Annotated in this window: 12 protein-coding genes and 1 CRISPR repeat array; of the genes, 3 read left to right on the top strand and 9 right to left on the bottom strand. The window is 54.3% G+C overall.

The annotated features are described in order from the left end of the window. The first annotated feature begins 114 nt into the window (after nt 1–114). Together PUV47_RS18845 and PUV47_RS18840 are read left to right on the top strand one after the other, a co-directional pair. Nucleotides 115–627, top strand: a complete 513-nt coding sequence (locus PUV47_RS18845; protein WP_274220153.1) for a DUF1269 domain-containing protein — start codon at nt 115–117, stop codon at nt 625–627. 205 nt (nt 628–832) lie between these two features. Next, a complete protein-coding gene (locus PUV47_RS18840) occupies nt 833–2,767 on the top strand; it encodes a mechanosensitive ion channel family protein (RefSeq protein ID WP_274220152.1) in 1,935 nt (644 codons plus the stop codon). A 6-nt stretch (nt 2,768–2,773) separates the two neighbouring features. Here PUV47_RS18840 and PUV47_RS18835 read toward each other — a convergent pair whose 3' ends face one another. The 7 genes from PUV47_RS18835 to PUV47_RS18805 form a co-directional block, all read right to left on the bottom strand. After that, on the bottom strand, nt 2,774–5,857 hold the full coding sequence (locus tag PUV47_RS18835; protein ID WP_274220151.1) for an efflux RND transporter permease subunit: 3,084 nt from the start codon (nt 5,855–5,857) through the stop codon (nt 2,774–2,776). Nucleotide 5,858: 1 nt separating this feature from the next. Further along, entirely contained in the window at nt 5,859–6,947 is a 1,089-nt protein-coding gene (locus tag PUV47_RS18830; protein WP_274220150.1) for an efflux RND transporter periplasmic adaptor subunit, read from the bottom strand. Between the two features lie 152 nt (nt 6,948–7,099). Continuing rightward, nucleotides 7,100–8,566, bottom strand: coding sequence for a GntP family permease (locus PUV47_RS18825; RefSeq protein ID WP_274220149.1), 1,467 nt, complete (start codon nt 8,564–8,566; stop codon nt 7,100–7,102). A 1-nt stretch (nt 8,567) separates the two neighbouring features. Continuing rightward, nucleotides 8,568–9,620, bottom strand: coding sequence for a patatin-like phospholipase family protein (locus PUV47_RS18820; protein WP_274220148.1), 1,053 nt, complete (start codon nt 9,618–9,620; stop codon nt 8,568–8,570). 65 nt (nt 9,621–9,685) lie between these two features. Next, entirely contained in the window at nt 9,686–10,885 is a 1,200-nt protein-coding gene (locus tag PUV47_RS18815; RefSeq protein ID WP_274220147.1) for an MFS transporter, read from the bottom strand. Nucleotides 10,886–11,062: 177 nt separating this feature from the next. Further along, on the bottom strand, nt 11,063–12,184 hold the full coding sequence (locus PUV47_RS18810) for a hypothetical protein (RefSeq protein ID WP_274220146.1): 1,122 nt from the start codon (nt 12,182–12,184) through the stop codon (nt 11,063–11,065). Nucleotides 12,185–12,370: 186 nt separating this feature from the next. Next, entirely contained in the window at nt 12,371–13,927 is a 1,557-nt protein-coding gene (locus tag PUV47_RS18805) for a YfcC family protein (protein WP_274220145.1), read from the bottom strand. Nucleotides 13,928–14,853: 926 nt separating this feature from the next. Between PUV47_RS18805 and PUV47_RS18800 the strand changes: the two genes are divergently transcribed. Further along, the gene (locus PUV47_RS18800; protein ID WP_274220144.1) at nt 14,854–15,405 is read left to right on the top strand and encodes an endonuclease NucS domain-containing protein; all 552 of its coding nucleotides are present in this window, start codon (nt 14,854–14,856) and stop codon (nt 15,403–15,405) included. Between the two features lie 547 nt (nt 15,406–15,952). Then, nucleotides 15,953–16,220: direct repeats of the CRISPR family, unit length 28 nt; unit sequence TCTCTCAGCCGCCTACCCGGCGGCGAAC. Nucleotides 16,221–16,606: 386 nt separating this feature from the next. Here PUV47_RS18800 and PUV47_RS18795 read toward each other — a convergent pair. Both PUV47_RS18795 and PUV47_RS18790 read right to left on the bottom strand, forming a co-directional pair. Continuing rightward, a complete protein-coding gene (locus PUV47_RS18795; RefSeq protein ID WP_274220143.1) occupies nt 16,607–17,827 on the bottom strand; it encodes a type II toxin-antitoxin system HipA family toxin in 1,221 nt (406 codons plus the stop codon). Beyond that, nucleotides 17,820–18,122, bottom strand: coding sequence for a helix-turn-helix domain-containing protein (locus PUV47_RS18790; protein ID WP_274220142.1), 303 nt, complete (start codon nt 18,120–18,122; stop codon nt 17,820–17,822). The genes PUV47_RS18795 and PUV47_RS18790 overlap by 8 nt, the downstream gene beginning before the upstream one ends. Nucleotides 18,123–18,173 lie beyond the last annotated feature (51 nt).

The following is an 18,173-nucleotide window of genomic DNA, read 5'->3' as shown; positions in this document are numbered from 1 at the left end:
TCACCATGATCCAATAGCTTGGCTGTCGATCACTTCGACAGCCAAGCGCCTATGCTGGCAAACAACAGCAGCGAAATCCGAAGATCCAAAAGAATAAGAAGAGGACGGATAAATATGTCAGATCTGATTGTAATGGACTTTGACGGCATTGAGACCGCGGACATCGTATTGAGCAAGCTACGCGCCCTCGGCAAGGCTCATCTGATCGACCTAACCGACGCCGTCGTGGTCATCCGCCCGGAACAAGGCGATGTCCAGATTAAGCAATCGGTAAACCTTACGGCATTGGGAGCAAGTCACGGATTGAGCACAGGCGCATTGCTCGGAGGACTGGTCGGACTGTTGCTTTTAAATCCTCTGGCGGGTTTCGCTGTCGGCGGAGCGGCTGGCGCGGCTGTCGGTGCACTTACAGGCCGCCTTTCTGATTTCGGTATTAATGATGACTTCATTCGAGACCTCGGAAAAACCATCAAACCCGGCACTTCTGCTCTTTTTGTCCTCGTTGCGAAGGCAACTCCCGACAAGGTTATTGCCGAAATAAAAGAGCATTCGCCCCGCATTCTGAAGACCTCCTTATCGTCATCCCAAGAAGAAAAACTTCGCACGGCACTAGAGAACGATACATAATTTACACGTCACTGGCGGGGAGAGACGCAGTTAAGTGACCTTCTTGGCGTTTTACTACTTCATTCAAAATGAAGGAAGCGCGAAAGTTAGGAGTTTGCGAGAAGTCTCCCCGCATAAACCCGGAGTTCTGTGAATGCTGCTTTGGAGTGTGCTCGAGCCTTTTCTCCACACGATAAATCTCCGGCAGTCGAGACCGTGTCAGACCTTGAAACAATTTTGGTGTTTTCGAGCAGTCATCGTATGCGTGCTTATTACCTCATTCACTCTTTCCGTGAACCCGGCACAGTCTCAACTTCCAGCTACCACTATTGAGGCTGAACGCGAGGTGCTGCCGATCCGCACCGACAGCCCAAGAGCAACCTTCGAGTCCTTTCGTTGGCTTTCCCGAATAATGGAAACAGAAATTTTGGAGTATTTAGAAAACCCAACATTCTCTGGGGCCACACGGATCGCATTGGTGTCCGACCAGCTTATTGCTTTGTTCGATTTGCAGGAGGTTTCTCCGACCTCACGCAGGGAAGTAGGCATTTTGACCGCAAGTCATGTGATGGATATTCTCGGACGTTTAACCTCGTCATCCGCTCTGGATTTCCCGAATGCTGAGGAAGTTGAAGCAAGCGGTATACAAAGCTTCAGAGTTCCAGAAACCCCAATACGGATCGTTGAGATAGCGGAAGGAGAAAGAAAAGGAGAATTTTTGTTCTCCGGCCGGACAGTGCGAGATGCGCCGCGGTTTGCACGTGCAATAAGCCACCTACCACTCCAAACCCGCTTGCCGACCAACTCAATCGCCATATTCGGAAAACAACTCACCGGCCCACTTGTTCCTTCGTTTGTGGTTTCGAGTATTCCCAAACCCCTGACACTTCTTTGGCTGGACACTCCCATTTGGAAAACGCTGGTTCTGTTTATTGTTTTCGCGGCTCTAATCGTGCTGATCTTTTCTCTGAATAGCATCATATGGGCCGTTGACCCGCAAAAGCGTATGCTGGCGCTCATCCTGCAAAGTTTGCTGCCCTTGAGCCTACTATTCGCGGGCGAGATCCTACTTCCTTACTTAACCGGACAAATCAATATTTCAGGACGTTTCGCCGCGATTGTTCAAACTGCGGAGACTATCCTCGCCTACATTGGATACGCATGGCTCTTGTGGCTGGCCATCAGGATGGTATTCGAGTTGATTATTCGCTCGCCTCGCATCCCAGATGAAAGTCTAGATGCGGATATGCTGCGCTTGCTCTCCGCAACCCTCGGCATTATTGGCGTCATGACCGTGATGGCCTTCGGAGGACAAGCCATTGGCATCCCCATTTTGAGCATAATGGCGGGGCTCGGCATTGGCGGCATCGCAGTCGCCTTGGCCGTTCGTCCGACACTGGAGAACCTCATCGGTGGGGTTATCTTGTACATTGATCGTCCGGTAAAAATCGGCGACTTCTGCAGCTTCGGCGACCATACAGGAACAGTAGAACGAGTTGGCATCCGCTCCACAAAACTCAGAACATTGGATCGCACGCTCATCTCCATGCCCAATGCGCAATTTGCTGACATGCAGATCATCAACTGGGCAGAATGCGATCAAATGCTGATTGATGTTTCAATTGGCGTACGATACGAAACCACCCCAGATCAGCTGCGGTACCTCCTCGCTCAGCTGCGGAAAATGTGCCTTTCCCACCCTCGAATAGACAGAGAAACTGTACGCGTTCGCTTTTCTGGCTATGGTGACAGCTCTTTGAACATCAGCATTCGCGTTTATGCCCAAACGCGAGAGTGGAACGATTTCTTTGCCATTCGTGAAGACGTCCTACTCAGAGTTTATGATGTCGTAGGGCAAGCGGGCACAGGCTTCGCATTCCCATCACAAACCCTTTATGTTGCTCGTGATAAGGGGGTGAACACGGCTGAAAGCGAAGCAGCAGAAGCAGCTGTAGCCAGCTGGCGCAAATCCGGCAAGCTGCCATTCCCCAATCCCGCACGTGAAGAAGTAGACCAGTTGCAGGGCACGCTTGACTACCCGCCCACGGGAAGTGTGGAGGCGGGCCACCGCGAGGCTGAAACCAGCGCTAACATGGAACCCTTGTCAAACGCCGAACAGCAGTCACTGAATTCTGATCCAACAGAAGATGAGCGAAAGTAAATGTCCTTATACGAGTGGGGAAGGGGAGTTGCTGCGGTCGCTCCCAGAAGGCTCTTCGGCTAACTCACCGCGATTGAAGACGAGATCGTAAAGCACAGGCAAAACGAGAAGCGTGAGGAAAGAAGCCACTGCCAGCCCGCCCATGATGGCAAAGGCCATGGCTCCCCAGAACACAGTAAAGGCAATGGGAACGAGACCCAGAACGGTGGAGAGTGCTGTCAACAAGATGGGGCGGAGGCGGCTTGCGGCAGCCTCGATTACCGCCGCCCGCACGGGCTTTCCGGAACGACGCTCATCCTCGATCTGCTCGATAAGGATCACGGCATTCTTGGAAATCATACCCACAAGAGCAAGTACCCCAAGGATGGCCACAAAGCCAAGGGGTTGTCCGGAAAGCAATAGCGCACCTACTACGCCAATCATGCCAAGCGGTGCCATGAACAGCACCATTCCTACCAGACGAAAATCGCGAAGCTGGACCATAAGGATGGTTAGGACCAATAGGAGCATGAACGGTACGACTGCGAATACCGAGGCTTGCGACTCTGCGCTTTCCTCCACTAGCCCGCCGGTGTCTATAGTATATCCTTTGGGCAAGTCAGCCCGTAGCTCTGCGAGTTCTGGCTCGATCCGATCAACCACTGTGGCAGCCTGCAGACCGGGCTGGATATCCGCCTGCACCGTCAATGCGGCGACCCGATCCCGCCGGTGAACCAGCGGATCTGTGAGGTCGTAATCCAGCCGCGTAATCTGGGACAACGGTACCGTACGGCCACCGCCAATCGCGATTTGCAGATTGGCGAGCCGCTCAGGTGAGAGGGTTTGTCCTCCTTCAGCACGAGTGACTACAGGGATAAGGTAGATGTCATCACGGATTTGGGTGACCGGCGTTCCGGAGAGATACAGGTTTAACGCATTCGAGACCGCCGCCGCACTGATCCCAAGCCGGCGAGCTTCGTCCTGGTCCAGCACGACCCGGATATCTCGTGAAGGCTCCATCCAGTTAAAGCTCAAGGACCGGACATCGCCCACACCGGCGATGATCTCTGCTACATCACGCGCAATGGTTCGGACCTCTTCAAGGTTGCTCCCCGTAACTCGATACTGGATCGGCCATCCAACTGGCGGGCCGAGCTCCAACGCATAGACACGGGAGATCGCCTCCGGAAATTCTTCGATTAGGGTTTCCTCCAACAAAGGTTGAAGGCGAAGGCGATCCTCAATGCTGTTGGTCACCACCACGAACTGGGCGAAGAATGGGTTGGGCGTCTGTACATCGAGCGGCAAATAAAACCTGATGGCACCGCGACCAATATAACTGCTCCAGTGTGAGATGCCCTCAAGTTGTTCCAGCTTGGCCTCGAACCGATCAACTGCCACTCGGGTGGTATGGATCGAAGCTCCTTGGGGCAGGGTCAAGTCCACAAGAAGCTCCACCCGGTCGGAAGGTGGAAAGAACTGACGAGGAACCAACGACAGCCCGAGCACAGACAAGACAAACAGGCCAATCGTAGCAACCACAACCAAAATTCTGGCTCGCATGGCAAGGGCCAGCAGTGCGCGATACCCTAGCATCAAGGCGCTCTCACGGGTTTTCGCATCCGGTTTGGGAGGGCGCAGAACGGCCACCCCTACGACCGGGACAAACAAGACGGCGATCAACCATGATGCAATCAAGGCGATGGCTACTACGGCAAAGATGGAAAACGTATATTCGCCCGCCGAACTCTCAGCAAAACCAATGGGAACAAACCCGGCAATTGTGACGAATGCGCCTGTGAGCATCGCAAAAGCCAGCTTGTCATAAGCATAAGACCCGGCACGAAAGGCATCATCACCCGCAGCTAAGCGCCGCGTCATGCTGTCTACCGTTGTCATGGCATCATCCACCAGAAGACCGAGTGCAATGATGAGTGCTCCAAGCGAAATGCGTTGCAGGTCAATACCAACCAGTTGCATGGTCACGAACACCGCAGCCATGGTCAATGGAATGGCCACCGCAACCACGATGCCAGCCCGCACGCCAAGCGCGATAAAGCTTATGACCAAAACAATGGCGATGGCCTGCCACAATGACTCCGTGAACTCGGCAATCGCCGTGTCCACAATCTCCGGCTGGTTTGCTACGAGAAAACTCTCGATACCGATGGGTAGGTCCCTACGGAGTTCAGTTATTCGGGCTTCGAGGTTTTCGCCCAACGCAATCACATCACCGCCGTCCCGCATAGAAATGGCGATCCCGAGGGCGTCCTTGCCGTTAACCCGAAAGAGGGGTTGAGGTGGGTCGGCATAGCCGCGGCTGATACGGGCCACATCCCCCAGTCGCAACCGGGCGTCTCCTGCAGTCAGAACAATTTCGCGAAGATCATTTTCATCATTGAAGGCCCCAGAAACAGTGACGGTTATGGCATCCGTTCCTGTTCTCAAGGTTCCTGCTGGGGCAACCAGATTTTGCGCTCGCAAGGCATCGCGCACCGCACCAGGCGGCAACCCTAAAGCTGCGATCTCTGAGGGATCGAACTCCACGAATATGGTTTCTTCCTGGATGCCGAGGAGCTCGATCTTGGAAACATCTTCCACCCTCAGCAGTTCAGAGCGGATATGCTCGACATAATCCCGCAGTTCCCTCTGAGAAAAACCATCTGCGGTAAAGCCATAGATTACGCCGAATGTGTCGCCAAATTCATCGTTAAAGGCCGGGCCGATGACACCTTGAGGCAAGGTATGCGCCATATCTGCCACCCGGTTGCGCACATTCTGCCAGACCATTGGCACATCAGCTTTCGGGGTGCTGTCGAGCAAATGGACAAACAGCACGCTGTGACCCGGTCGGGTCTGGCTGTCTATTCGATCAAGCCCAGGCGTTTCCTGCAAAGCTCTCTCAAGCCGCTCGGTTACCTGAAGCAGGGTCTCATCGGTTGCAGCTCCAGGCCAGGCAGCCTGTACGAGCATGGTTCTGATGGTAAAAGGGGGGTCTTCATCGCGGCCAAGGTTCACAAAGGCTGTCACACCCGCCAAAATCACCAGTACCATGAAGTAGAGCGCTACCTTCTTGTTGCTCAGGGACCATGCAGACAAGTTGCCCTTCATGCTAGATCCCTCCACCAACGCGAACAGCTTGTCCGTTTCGCAAGGCTTGCGTACCCGCAGTCACGACAACTTCACCCTCAACTAGGCCAGAAATCACCATAACTTGTGACAAGTCAAATGTGCCTATTTCGACGGGACGCAGTTCCACACTTTCGGTCTCTGAATTAACGACAAATACGGCGGGTCTGCCTTCCACAGTTGTGAGCGCGGAAGCGGGCAAGGGGATCGCGGATGAGCCCTGAAGCGTTACGTTGCCCGTAACTGCGGATCCCAGTCGAAATTCTTCAGGTACGGGAGCCAGCCCCACCCGCACCTGAAACGTACGAGTAATGGGATCTGCTTGAGGGGAGACCTCTCGCACACGTCCCGTTGTGGTGATGGAGGGGTCACTGACCAACGCCACGCGAATATCCGCGTTATACGGAACCGCACGGAGTACGCGTTCGGGTACATCGAATACTGCATCCCGACCTTCTTCCCTTGCAAGTTGCACTACCATTGTGCCGGCACCAACTACCTCCCCCGGTTCAGCCCCCACAGCGGTAACGACGCCGGGTGCATCCGCGTAAAGGGCAGTGAAAGCCAGGGTCTCCCGTGCGTTCTCAAGCTGCGCTCGCGCGGCGTTTGCGCGGGCCTGTGCCTGGCGGTAGACCTGAAGGGCCGTGTCATAGCGTTGGCGGGTCGTGAAACCGCGTTCTAGCAACTCAGACTGCCGCGAATAGTCCACGCTCGTGCGATCTACATCGCCTTCAGCCGCAAACAGTTCGGCCTCTGCGCTGCGAACGTTATTCAGTTGCGTCACATCCTCAAGACGACCAATAAGATCGCCAGCCTCCACGCTCTCCCCTACACCAACGGATCGTGTGACGAGGCGACCACCTGTGCGAAAGCTAAGGACTGCCAGATCCTCCGCACGAATATCGCCCGTCAAGCGCAAGGTTTCACCGCTGGCCATGCTCTGGGCCAATATCACTCGAACCGGCCGCACTGGCTCGGATTGAGGGGCTACTTCGCCCTCACAAGCCACCAAAATCAGCAGCAACAGAAATGACAATTTTTGGGTTACGCGACGAGTTTTAAGATCGAACATGAGGCCGTCCCGGGTGTCCGGAGGACCTGGGCCATCCGGCGGTTGTTATTGTTATTGTTATTGCAGGGAAACGTTTCCCCTGAATGCTGGACCAATTAGCTGATGCTTCCACGTATGCCACGGCTCTGTCACCTTGTGTCACATGCCAATCCCTAGAATGAGCCGAGAAGACTGCCCAATAGAATGACTGCAACCAGAGCCAGCATGGCGCCGAGCACAGCGACGACAACGATATCCGCATAACTCTCCTTGTGGCTGCATCCGCACACGGCAAGCATGGTGACCACAGCACCATTGTGAGGCAAACTGTCCAACGTACCGGAGGAAATTACCGCAACACGGTGCATGATGGCCGGATCGAGGCCCGTTTGCGCAGAAATCTGCATAAAGGTGGGTCCCAGCGCGTCAAGCGCGATGGTCATGCCACCTGAGGCCGATCCCGTGAGAGCCGCGAGAATGTTTGTGGCTACGGCCAACGAGACGAGAGGCCCGCCCTCAATTCCCAACACCCATTCCTTCACCACAGAAAAGGCGGGGAGGGCTGCAACCACAGCGCCAAAGCCAACAAGGCTAGCCACGCTCATGATAGGCAGGACTGAGGCATTGCAACCCGCATCAACACTCTCGCGCAGACTTGGCAAGCGAGAGAACGAGGTTGCCAATAGCACTATGATGCCTGCAAGAAGGGCCAATGCCACCGCCCAGACCCCGCCGATGGCGCCAAGGCTGGTAGAGCCCCATTCAGGAAGTGCGAGAAAGGCAAAGTCCATTCTCGGCAGCACGAACTGCGACGCAACCAAGTTGACGAGAACCACTACACCGAGAGGTAAAACCGCAAACACGATACCCGGCGTGGTATCTGCCTTTTTTCCAGCTTGCACCTCTATTGGATCAAACTCCCGCGCCGTCGTGGCAAGTTCGCGCAAGGTTACATCCTGAACGATATTTGACTTGCCTTCCTGGGTGTCTGCTGCAGTGTCGGAACCGAAGCCTTCGCCCGCTGCCTCGGCTCGACCCTGGCGCAAACGGAGCCACCAGAAACCAAAGCCAAACATGATAGCAGCCGCAATGACCCCCAAGCCCGGCGCAGCAAACGCCGTTGTCCCGAAGAAAGGCATGGGGATGGCATTCTGGATGGCAGGTGTTCCAGGCAGAGCAGACATGGTGAAGGTTGAGGTGCCAAGAGCGATAGCCGCGGGCAGCAGCCTGCGAGGAACATTGCTGGCACGGAACAGGGCAAGGCCCATGGGCGCAATCACGAAAAACGCCACGAACAGGCTTACGCCGCCATAGGTGACAAGCGCACCAGCCAGAATAACCGCAAGTACGGCACGTTCCGGCCCGAGTTTGTACGTCATGTAATCGGCAATGGCATTGACTGAACCGCTGTCGTCCATGAGTTTGCCAAAAAGGGCACCAAGCAGAAAGAGGGGAAAGAACTGCGCGACAAACCCGGCCGCTGCGCCCATGAAAGTCTGTGTCCAGTGAGCGAGTAAAGGCTCGGCTGAGAATGCTGCGGCGATAAGTGCAGCGAGAGGGGCAAGCAGCAAGATGGACCAACCACGATAGGCAAGCGCCATCAACAGGACTAATCCAACAAGGATGCCCAGAAGTCCCATTTTACACTCCTTCCAGCAACGCGTCGAAATCAAACGAAGACCGGACGCCCACATCTTTGCCGTGATCACGCGCAAAATTGTCGGCAGCACGCTGGCCTTCTTGCTTGAGCATTTTCAGGAAGGCCCATTCGGCATTCAGCTTGGAGGAAGCGCTCAGCTCCACCATCGCCTCGCTCGAAATCCGGTGAAGGCGCATTTCACCCCATAAGCGGCCTTCGGAATTGCCCGGGTCTGCCACTTTGCGCATCAGGGCAACCATCTTCAGTTCCTTCAAAAGCGTGGCATTAAAGGACACTTCATTCACTCTATTGAGAATATCTCGGGCAGTTATGGGCACGTCTGGGCGGTTGACCGGGTTGATTTGCACCAAAAACGTGTCGAAGGACTCGCATTCTCGCACCAAAGGAGCAATCGTCGGATTGCCGGAATATCCACCGTCCCAATAGGCCTCCCCGTCTATGACAACCGGTTGATACAAGGTAGGCAAGCATGCCGACGCCAGCAGTACATCTGGCGTCACTTCATCACGGCGGAACACCCTTCCTCGCCCCGTGCGCACGTTTGTCGCCGTGATGAATAACTTGATGGGGCCCTCGGCGAGCACCCGGAAATCAATCGTTTCTTCGAGGATCCGGCGCAATGGGTTTGTCTCGGACGCAAACGGGCCAAAAGCATAGGGTGAAACGAACCGCGCCATTGTGTCTGCCATGATGTATGCCGGCGAGTAGTCCAAGGTCCAGTTGCCCATCATCCAGTCCAATGGCGTACGCTGAAACGGACTGAACCGGGCTGCCTGCGACACACTCCGCCAAAAGGTTTCCAAAGCCTTCCTGGCCCCTTCTGGCCCGCCCTCTGTCATGCCATAGGCAAACACCGCTGCATTCATGGCGCCTGCTGAAGTTCCGGATATGGCCTCCACTTTCAACCAGGGGTAATCCAGCAGCCGGTCGAGCACTCCCCAAGCGAAAGCTCCATGTGAGCCTCCCCCTTGTAGGGCAAGATCTACAAGCAACGGCTCACGTTCGCTTTGGTCTGTGTTGCCTTCTTCGCTCATCTGCAGGATCCATCTTGATTGCATTAACCTAGCGTCGTCAGCCTATTGCTAGGCTAAAAGTGTCACTATTCCGTTTGACTGGTAGATTTCAGGGAGCCTTGAGATCGGTTGAGGTACCATGCCATGCCCATCCCAAGAGCCGACAAAACTGACAGTATCCCAAAGGTGGGTTGCGTACCCCATTCACTTGCCAACCACCCAGCCAGCGAGTAGGCGACCACTAACACGGCATTTTGAATGGCAAGGCCCGCACCATAGACCTGCATCAGGCTCACATCTTGCGCCGCCCGCCTGATAACGCTGGCGGCGAGAGTCTGTATCAAGGCAACACCAACCCCAATCGCGAACCAGAGCACCAACAAGCTGTAATAGGCCTCGTGAAAGGGCCCTCCAAAGAGCCCTGCCACAATCAACACCGCGCCTGCGTTCATGATGTGGCGCTCCGTAGCAAGTGAACCAAGCCAAATGCCCGCTGTGGCGCCAACAACCACACCAGCTCCAAATGCACCAAAAGCAAATGCAATGTCGGCGCCTTGACGACTTTCATCAAGGCCGACCAACACCGGCGTGGTCGTCATAACCATTGCGATCCCCAATGCGATTGGAACCATGAGCCAAGGTAGCGGCCTGAGATTAGCCTCCCTGTAAAAGAGCTTCAGTCCCGCAAAGCTTCGCTGCGCATCAGATCTGGTAGTCTTGACCGCGATTGCAGGAAGTTGAGCTGTGAGAATACGCAACGCGGAGAGTAAGAAGGCTAAGGCGGTTGCCGCCAAAAACAGTGTCATGGGAAAGATGAACAGCAGCACACCCGCCATAAGAGGACTAATGAGGCTTTCTAGTTCATCAAGAATGCGGCTCTTCGAGATCGCCCGAGAAAAGGTCGCTTTGTCGGGTAGCATATAGGCGACATACTCAAGATAAATCACTTTAAATGAAGCTGTTGCCGCAAGAAATATACCCACCGCCAAGAGGAAACCGGCTCTTGTTTCAACGAAAATCAAAGATAAAACGGCAAGGGCACGTACCAAATCCAGTACGACCAACAAACGTCCACGCTTCAGTTGAACAACAACCAAAGACAAGACAAGCGGGGCAACAACAAAAGTCAGTGACTTGAGCGATAGCGCTGTCCCAAGCATCGCGCTTGAATCCTCACCCGCCAACTCAATGGCAACAACCGACAACTCAACCGTCGCCAATCCCGTAGCTAAAACCGTGAGCACTTTGGATTGAAAAAGCCTCACATATTGGGGGTTGCTGGGCATGGAGACTAAGCCCTCCAAAAGAGCTGGAGACGATCTCCAGAACGCTTAAACTGCACCGCACAATGCCCTTACGTCAACTATTTCGTTTTGCAAGATATGCTAAGCAAGGCCCACGCCATCTTTTCGATGAACCGTCAGTATCCAGATAGCAAACTGAGTTGCTGAATCCTGCTGATGTTAGATGGGCACGCGCAGGATAGCAGCCATGGGCGAAGACCCAGGCAAGTCCTCCTGACGAACACTGTACACCCTGCCACCCCGTTCCAACGTCCTGCAGGCAATTTCCGATAGGATATCATATGTTTCAGGCCCGGCAGCATCGGCCAGAACCACATCACCGGTGTCTTTATCGACGGTACCATGCAGTGTTGCATCCATATCGACCATCAGCATCTCGACCGCACCGAAGGTTGCTTTGCGGGAAATCTCGCTGACGCTGTCAGTTGCGCGGCGCGATCCGGCTCGAGCCGCGTAGGTCGCATGGAGCTCGCGCAGATAATCTTCATGAGAGGCATCAACCAAAGCCCGAGCAGCGGCTGTTATTTCATGGTTCGGGCTTTCTTCTGCGACCCCACTGGGTTGGTTGGGCAGTATATGGTGATAGCTGCAAATCTTCAAAAATATTGAGCGCAGCGGTTCATTTGCCACAAGAACAAGTGGTTCTTCACTGCCCGCCAGAAAGGGGCGCAACGCCGCATCCACCGCACGGGCATAAGCAACCAAATGCACCTTTTGGCCTTCACTGCCATGCAAGCGCCCTTTGGGTGAGCGCCCTAGAATACTGGCTTTTCGAGCCACACTGGCCGCATCCTCTGGCATGCGGGGCACATGGACTTCGCCAGCAGGAGTATCACCAGTCATTTCAATCACTCGCACGGCATTTTGCCCCAAAACCAAAACGATTGCGTGATGAGGAAACGTCAGGGCTCGCATGAGCGGTGTCAGGTGAAACCGGTCCGATACCTCAAACCCATCCACAAGGTGGTTTGGCAACCGAAAAGTTCTCACTTTTTTCGGCGTTGCAAACACAGCAAGGCTTTCTGCTTGATGGGCCCAGAACTCATCATCCTCAACGACATCTGCCAGATTTGCTTCTAAGTCAGCATACTCGGCCTTTGACAACTGGCCCCTATCTACCTGCTGCATGGCATCATGAGCAAGGTTTGACAGGCGCACCCGATCCTGTTGGGCCTTCTGGGTGAGGGGCGTGGTGCGCAAGAATAGGCTGATGCTCGCCGGATGACGATTATGAGCCAAGCTCTTGATATCGGCGATACTGGGTATGTCGTTGTACTGCATTAGGCCTCTCCGGCTTCTTGTGTTGTTTTAGGTAAATGCAAACACTTTATGACAATAAACAGGCATAACCGAAAAATTAAAGATCAATAAAAGCGACAATTTTCCAAATAATCTAATAGCTTTAATCGGCAAAAAGTTCTTTATCAACCTCTCGGAACTACTAGTTAAAATCAATTGACATGACACCTACAGAAGCAGGCTACCAATTAGCAAAGAAAAAACAGCAATACCGATAAAAACAATGACCAATGGCAGGATAAACCGGATATATTGATCATATCCAACCTTCGCCAATGCCAATCCTGCCATGAGGATAGCATTTGTTGGCAATATAAGGCTCATCACTCCTCCCGCGGTGGACCACGCAGTGAGGACAAGAGATCTTTCGATGCCAGCGAAATCAGCAAGTGGGGCCAAGACTGGGATCACCAACGCCGTGCCCGCAGAGCCGCCTCCAACAAGAAATGCGAGGGGCATAGACACTAAGAAAATGACGAGGGTAAACACACTTGAAGATGCTCCTGCAGTCAGCCCCTCCATGGTATGCAGGACGGTATCAATTGTTTTCGTGTTTGTCATAAGGACTGATATTCCCCGTGCGACCACTATTAGGAACGCAGGGCCGACGAAGCTACCAACACCTCTTAGAAACGCACGAGCCGTTTCAGCTTGCCCCAGTCGTCCGACAGCACCAACCACGATTGCCATGACACAAAAAAGAGCTGTCAGTTCCGGTAGCCACCAACCCAGTTCCCATGCGAACGGGCTGTTAATGCTTTCATGCTCATAGGCGTCTATCTTGGCATTACCCAAAATAGCCCCCCAGGGAACAATGGAGAATGTCATGAGACTGAATGTTCCTGCCACGAGGGAGACAATTATCTTGTCTGTTCGCGATAGCTTGGGCGGAGGGAGCGCGTCTGCTTCCGCCAAGGCTTTATCTTCCTCGCTGATGCCAGAGATTGAGGTTTGAGGATTGTTTTTTACTCTCTTGGCATACCTTAAAACATAAAGGATCAAGACGGCCATTACACAACAAAACATGACCAACCGAAGAGGCAAGCCGTCCACCAACGTTATTCCCGCTTTATCTGATCCGATGCCAATCACAAATGGATTGATTGTTGACGCCAATCGTCCAGCGAAGGGTGCAACAGTGACCACAGCCACGGTTGTCATACGATCGTATCCAAGGGCGATAATGAGCGGGATCATAAGAGCGTACAGGCCGAGAGATTCGTCACTCCAAAACATGACCGATCCCAAAACCCCAAATAGCAAACACAGAACAACGATCAGCCATTCCCCTTGCGATCGAAACGACCATGCAAGATGGTGAATGCCGCGATCCAAAGCGCCGGTAGCAAAGACAACAGTCATGAAGCCACCAATTGCGAGCACATAAAAGAAAACGGGCGCGGACCCAAACAACGGGCCAATATTAAACGGAGCAACTTGCCCCGTTTCTGGATCAACCGCCCCGTAGAGACCGTTTACGGGCGCGAGTGGCAACTCACCAAGGTGTTCTGGAAAGCTGAGTGGCTTGGGAACAGTACGAAAGCTTCCGGGTATTGGTGATCCAGTCTCATCAAGGATATATGCCCCTGAGGGGATAAAAAACGTTGCGATCCACACAACGCACAGCACTGAAACAAGGATTGTAAGCGGGGGCGGGAACTCTCGCATCCACCCATTTAAAAACCCGTTTCTTTTCACTGGGTTTGGGGAATTTGACTGATGCATATCAATTCCTTTGAAGCTTCTTTTCGGACAACGAGCGGCCGCGTCCTACATCTGCCGGAACCACACCACAATATGCCGCAATCTAATCATCGTTGGCGCAACAAGAGTTACGCTAGTAGACTTGGTTTTTATAAACTAATCAGGCAGTCAGTTGCACCTACCCTAAGTAAACCCATAGGATCTTTATACTTCTAAGATTAATTGGTAGTTTTCACAAAACTACAAACAAAAAATTAGCCTATTCCTGCCTTGACAGGATCGATCGGAGAATTCACGGAAATCCTAATAGTTGAAAACTGCAAATTATTTGTTTTTGCGATGCCTTCCTTTGGTGAATATTTCGAAATCATAACTAAGTTGGTGGATCTTGGTATATGACAAGCTCAATGCAGAATAGTGCAGCGCTGCCCATCAACGTTCCATAATATGGATTATGGGGCAATTCCGTGTTGCAGGGCGTGCGCGCAAAAATAAAATGTCCACACCTGCAAAGTAGACGTATCGCACCTCCCTGCCCAGCAAGCAGGATTGGAGTGTGCCAATGGGCGCTGGCAGGTTTGAACCTCAAGCCCCAGTCGCCGTGAAGTGCTAACACTTTACATATCCTGCCACACCCCCCTTTGCAAAAGTCTGCAAAAGTCTGCAAAAGTCCGCAAAAGTCCGCAAAAGTCCGCAAAAGTCCGCAAAAGTCTGCAAAAGTCTGCAAGAGGCCGATGAAGTTCCTCGCACCTTCCAGGACAGTGCGAAACAACTGCTCCGAATGAACAAAATCACCTCTATTGAACTTCGCTAAATGGGAACCAAGGAGTGTCGCAAGACGTGTGTGCGCGCTTTGTGAAGGCTGAGAATGCCTCAACAAAATTAGCGCGCCCCAGTTCGACCGTGGCACTCAAACTGGCCAGAAATACAAAGCCATCAATGACATTTTGCTGAACCTTGCCGAGGCACTGGAGACCGACCTGTGGACCCTCGATGTGCTTTGGTGGAGTGTTCTAGACGACGGGTTAGATCTCGATGAACCGCCTGTCACCGAGGAAGCAGCAATCGAGCGCAGGGGCTTTTCGCTGGAAAAGCAACTTCAGATTTTCCTGTTGGACAACTGGGCTCGAACCCAGATTGGCCAAGAGTGGGACCTTCTGGAAACGCCTGAAAACCCAGAGGCAGGCAGCCAGTACCACTGTCCTGCGGGCAGAATTGACTTCTTGGCCAAGCACAAAACAGATCCGCGCTGGCTGGTTATCGAGTTGAAAAAAGGCCAAACCTCCGATGAAGCAGTGGGTCAGGCCCTGCGCTACATGGGCTGGGTGAAGTCCGATCTGGCACAAGGCGAACAGGTTGAGGGTCTCATCATCGCGCTCGCGGGTGACAAGAAGCTGGAATATGCCGCCAGTATGGTGCCGCAGATTTCCTTTATGCGGTACGAGGTCAACTTCTCGCTCCGTAGCGCTTCCGAGGGCAGCGTCCAGGCAGCAGCGTGAACGGCACGCGCCGCCGGGTTGGCAACACGGCTGAGGTTGGAACACAAAGGCGGGTCGCCCGCCTGCCCCTCAGCTGGTTGTTCCGCATAAAAAACTCGTGCTAGGGTTCTTCAAGCGGCGAGACAGAAGAAGATTTCGTCTCTGTCTGGCAACCGCGATGGGACGTCGAATCTCCATCCGCGCGCCGCTGCGCCCGCCTGCCCCACCGCCACCACACTGGCCCCTTGAGCGCCGCAGCCGCGAATAGACATCAAGCAAGCTTCAGCGCTCAGCCGCCGCCGCCGCAAAGTGATATCACTTTGCCTATCCTGCCAGTCCTCGATGTGAGACCATATGAGAATTCGTGAGACAATACGAGACGATATGAGACGATATGAGACGATATGAGACGATATGAGAATATGTGAGACACAGAGAAGTCTCGGCCCGCTTTGCTCCAAAAAATATGAGAAAATAGGAGACGATGTGAGAAAGTGCGATCCGCAAAATAATGCGTTTCAGTTCCCTTAATAAAACATCAATACTGCCCGCCAAATCGGGCGAAGCCTCTCTCAGCCGCCTACCCGGCGGCGAACCACTCCGAAAATGCGCGCGACTTCCTCTTGCTTCTCTCAGCCGCCTACCCGGCGGCGAACTTGTCGGACCGGAGTGGCAGACGGTTCTTGCCTCTCTCAGCCGCCTACCCGGCGGCGAACATCGCCGGTTGCCACTCAGCAAGAAATACGAGTCTCTCAGCCGCCTACCCGGCGGCGAACAAATTCTAGGCGGTCGTCTGGCAGATCGGTGATCTCTCAGCCGCCTACCCGGCGGCGAACAGTTCCTCGAGCGCGGAAACCTTCATGATATCAATGACCTGAAACCCCAGGCGTTGTCAAAGGATCTTTTTTGCCCCCCTCCGCAACCCATTGATAGGACTGAATAATTTTTTGACCTCAAAAATTATCCTTTTCACAACAAGACCAGATGATCGACGATTTGCCTGATTTGATCTCGCATGCCGTAAAAAGCCGTGAAGAGAGGTTCTGATGGCGGTCACCATCCCCGGAACAGGTTTGGCGAAGCAGGTTTTAAGGTCCACGGCGCTGATAATTCCGGCCAGGCGAAGTTCAAATCCAGCGAAGTCGCTTTGCGCGCCACCTGGCCCTCCCTGTCGGTGCGTTCGTGCGTAACGCCTCTAAACCAACGCGTGGACTGCCCCAGATCACGCGCGCGCCAGATCCGCTTCCTCGTGCTCGAAGGCGGTCACCATCTCCCGGATCTCCCTTTCTGGCGCGCCCAAGGCACGGGCAACATCGCGCCAAGCCTTAGTCGCCTCAGCCACCTCTGCAATGATGCGATCAGCCTCCCCGCGTTCCAGAAGATAGGCTGCATGTTGCGCGCGGTGCAGGGTGATGCTGGCATCCGGATTGTCATCGTCCACATAGCTTTTGAGCACACGCGGTTGGTTCGGCACCGGGTTGATGTCATAGGCCGGTGAGAGGTGCCAGCCGCCCTGCCCCCGCAGAAATCCGTGATTGCGCATGTGGTCATCAAGGTTCGTCACGAGAATGGAAAAGGCGACCCGCCGGTAGAGTTCCTCTCGGTCTTGGTCGGGCGTGACGCTTTCTGAGGTGATGATGTCCGCCAGGTCCAAATAGCTGTAGCTTTCACCATCCTTGCCGCCCAGCATCGCCATGGCTGAGAGGAACGGGATCCGGCCGTCGTCGGTCCGGTCAAACCGATGGGACAAGAAAACCGGCTTGTCGCCCGCCATCTCAAGCGTGTGATCCGAAACCGCAATGCCTGCGCGCCTTGCCAGCTCCAATGCAATGGCTTCCCACCGTTCCACACAATAGGTGTCGGTCTCTTTCGGGAACTTCGCAACAGAAAGGCGGCCGTGTTGGTCTAAGATGCTGGCCTTCGGCCGAGCGCCGCCCAGAGAACTTCCCGGCGCAAACAGCATTTGAAGATCCTCAGCCGTCTCGTCCCCGCGCAGAACCCGTTGCGAGGCATCCAGCAAATCCCCCAGGCTCACGAGCGCAGGCACACCGATGCCCTCGGGCGCTTGAAACGCGCCATCAACCTTGAAGCGCAGCGCCCCCAGCCGGGTCTCGTCATTCACGCCAAGCAGGTAGTCTGTTTCTTGCAGCGTTGTCGGGCGTCGCCCCTCGGCCTCTGCCATGCGCCCCTCAAAACGCCGCATCACCGTTCTGCCCCAGGTATCAGGGGCGGAATCCCCAAGCGGTGCAAGCATGTCCTGCCCCGCCTCAGGCACGAACTGGCCTTTACCCAGAGGCATGCCGGGCGAAAGTCCAAAGGCATTTTCGTCGGCAAGCCAATCCTCATGATAGGTAAAGGACACCCGCTCTCGGCCGCGCCCCGCTGTGCGGTGAAGCGTGCCAACCCGTTTCAGCCCCTTCCAGTCGATCCAGACTTCAACCATTTTTCAGCCTCGCACGCTGCGGAAGGTCATCCAGGGCCATCTGCTTGCCAACCGGGTCATCGAGATCCCCCCAGCCTTTCAAAAGGCCAAGCGCCTGCAGAACGGCCACGTAAGTGCCGATCTTAACGGCGGGGTTCCCGCTTTCGATCTTGGCGATGGTCTGCCGCGTTGTCCCTGCGCGCTGCGCAACAATCTCGGCGGTCAGTTTGCGACGCAGTCGGGCAATGCGGATGTTTTCCCCGAGTGTCACAAGCTCCTTACGCGCCGCCCTGGGCATTTTGATCGCAACAGCCATAATGACACCTCCACGCAACACAAAGCCCTATAATGTTACACTGAGAAACCA

Origin of the sequence: Pseudovibrio exalbescens (assembly GCF_028737195.1) — a bacterium.
Lineage (GTDB): Bacteria > Pseudomonadota > Alphaproteobacteria > Rhizobiales > Stappiaceae > Pseudovibrio > Pseudovibrio zosterae.
The sequence above is the reverse complement of the archived record's forward strand: the minus strand, read 5'-3'. Positions and strand labels throughout refer to the sequence as shown.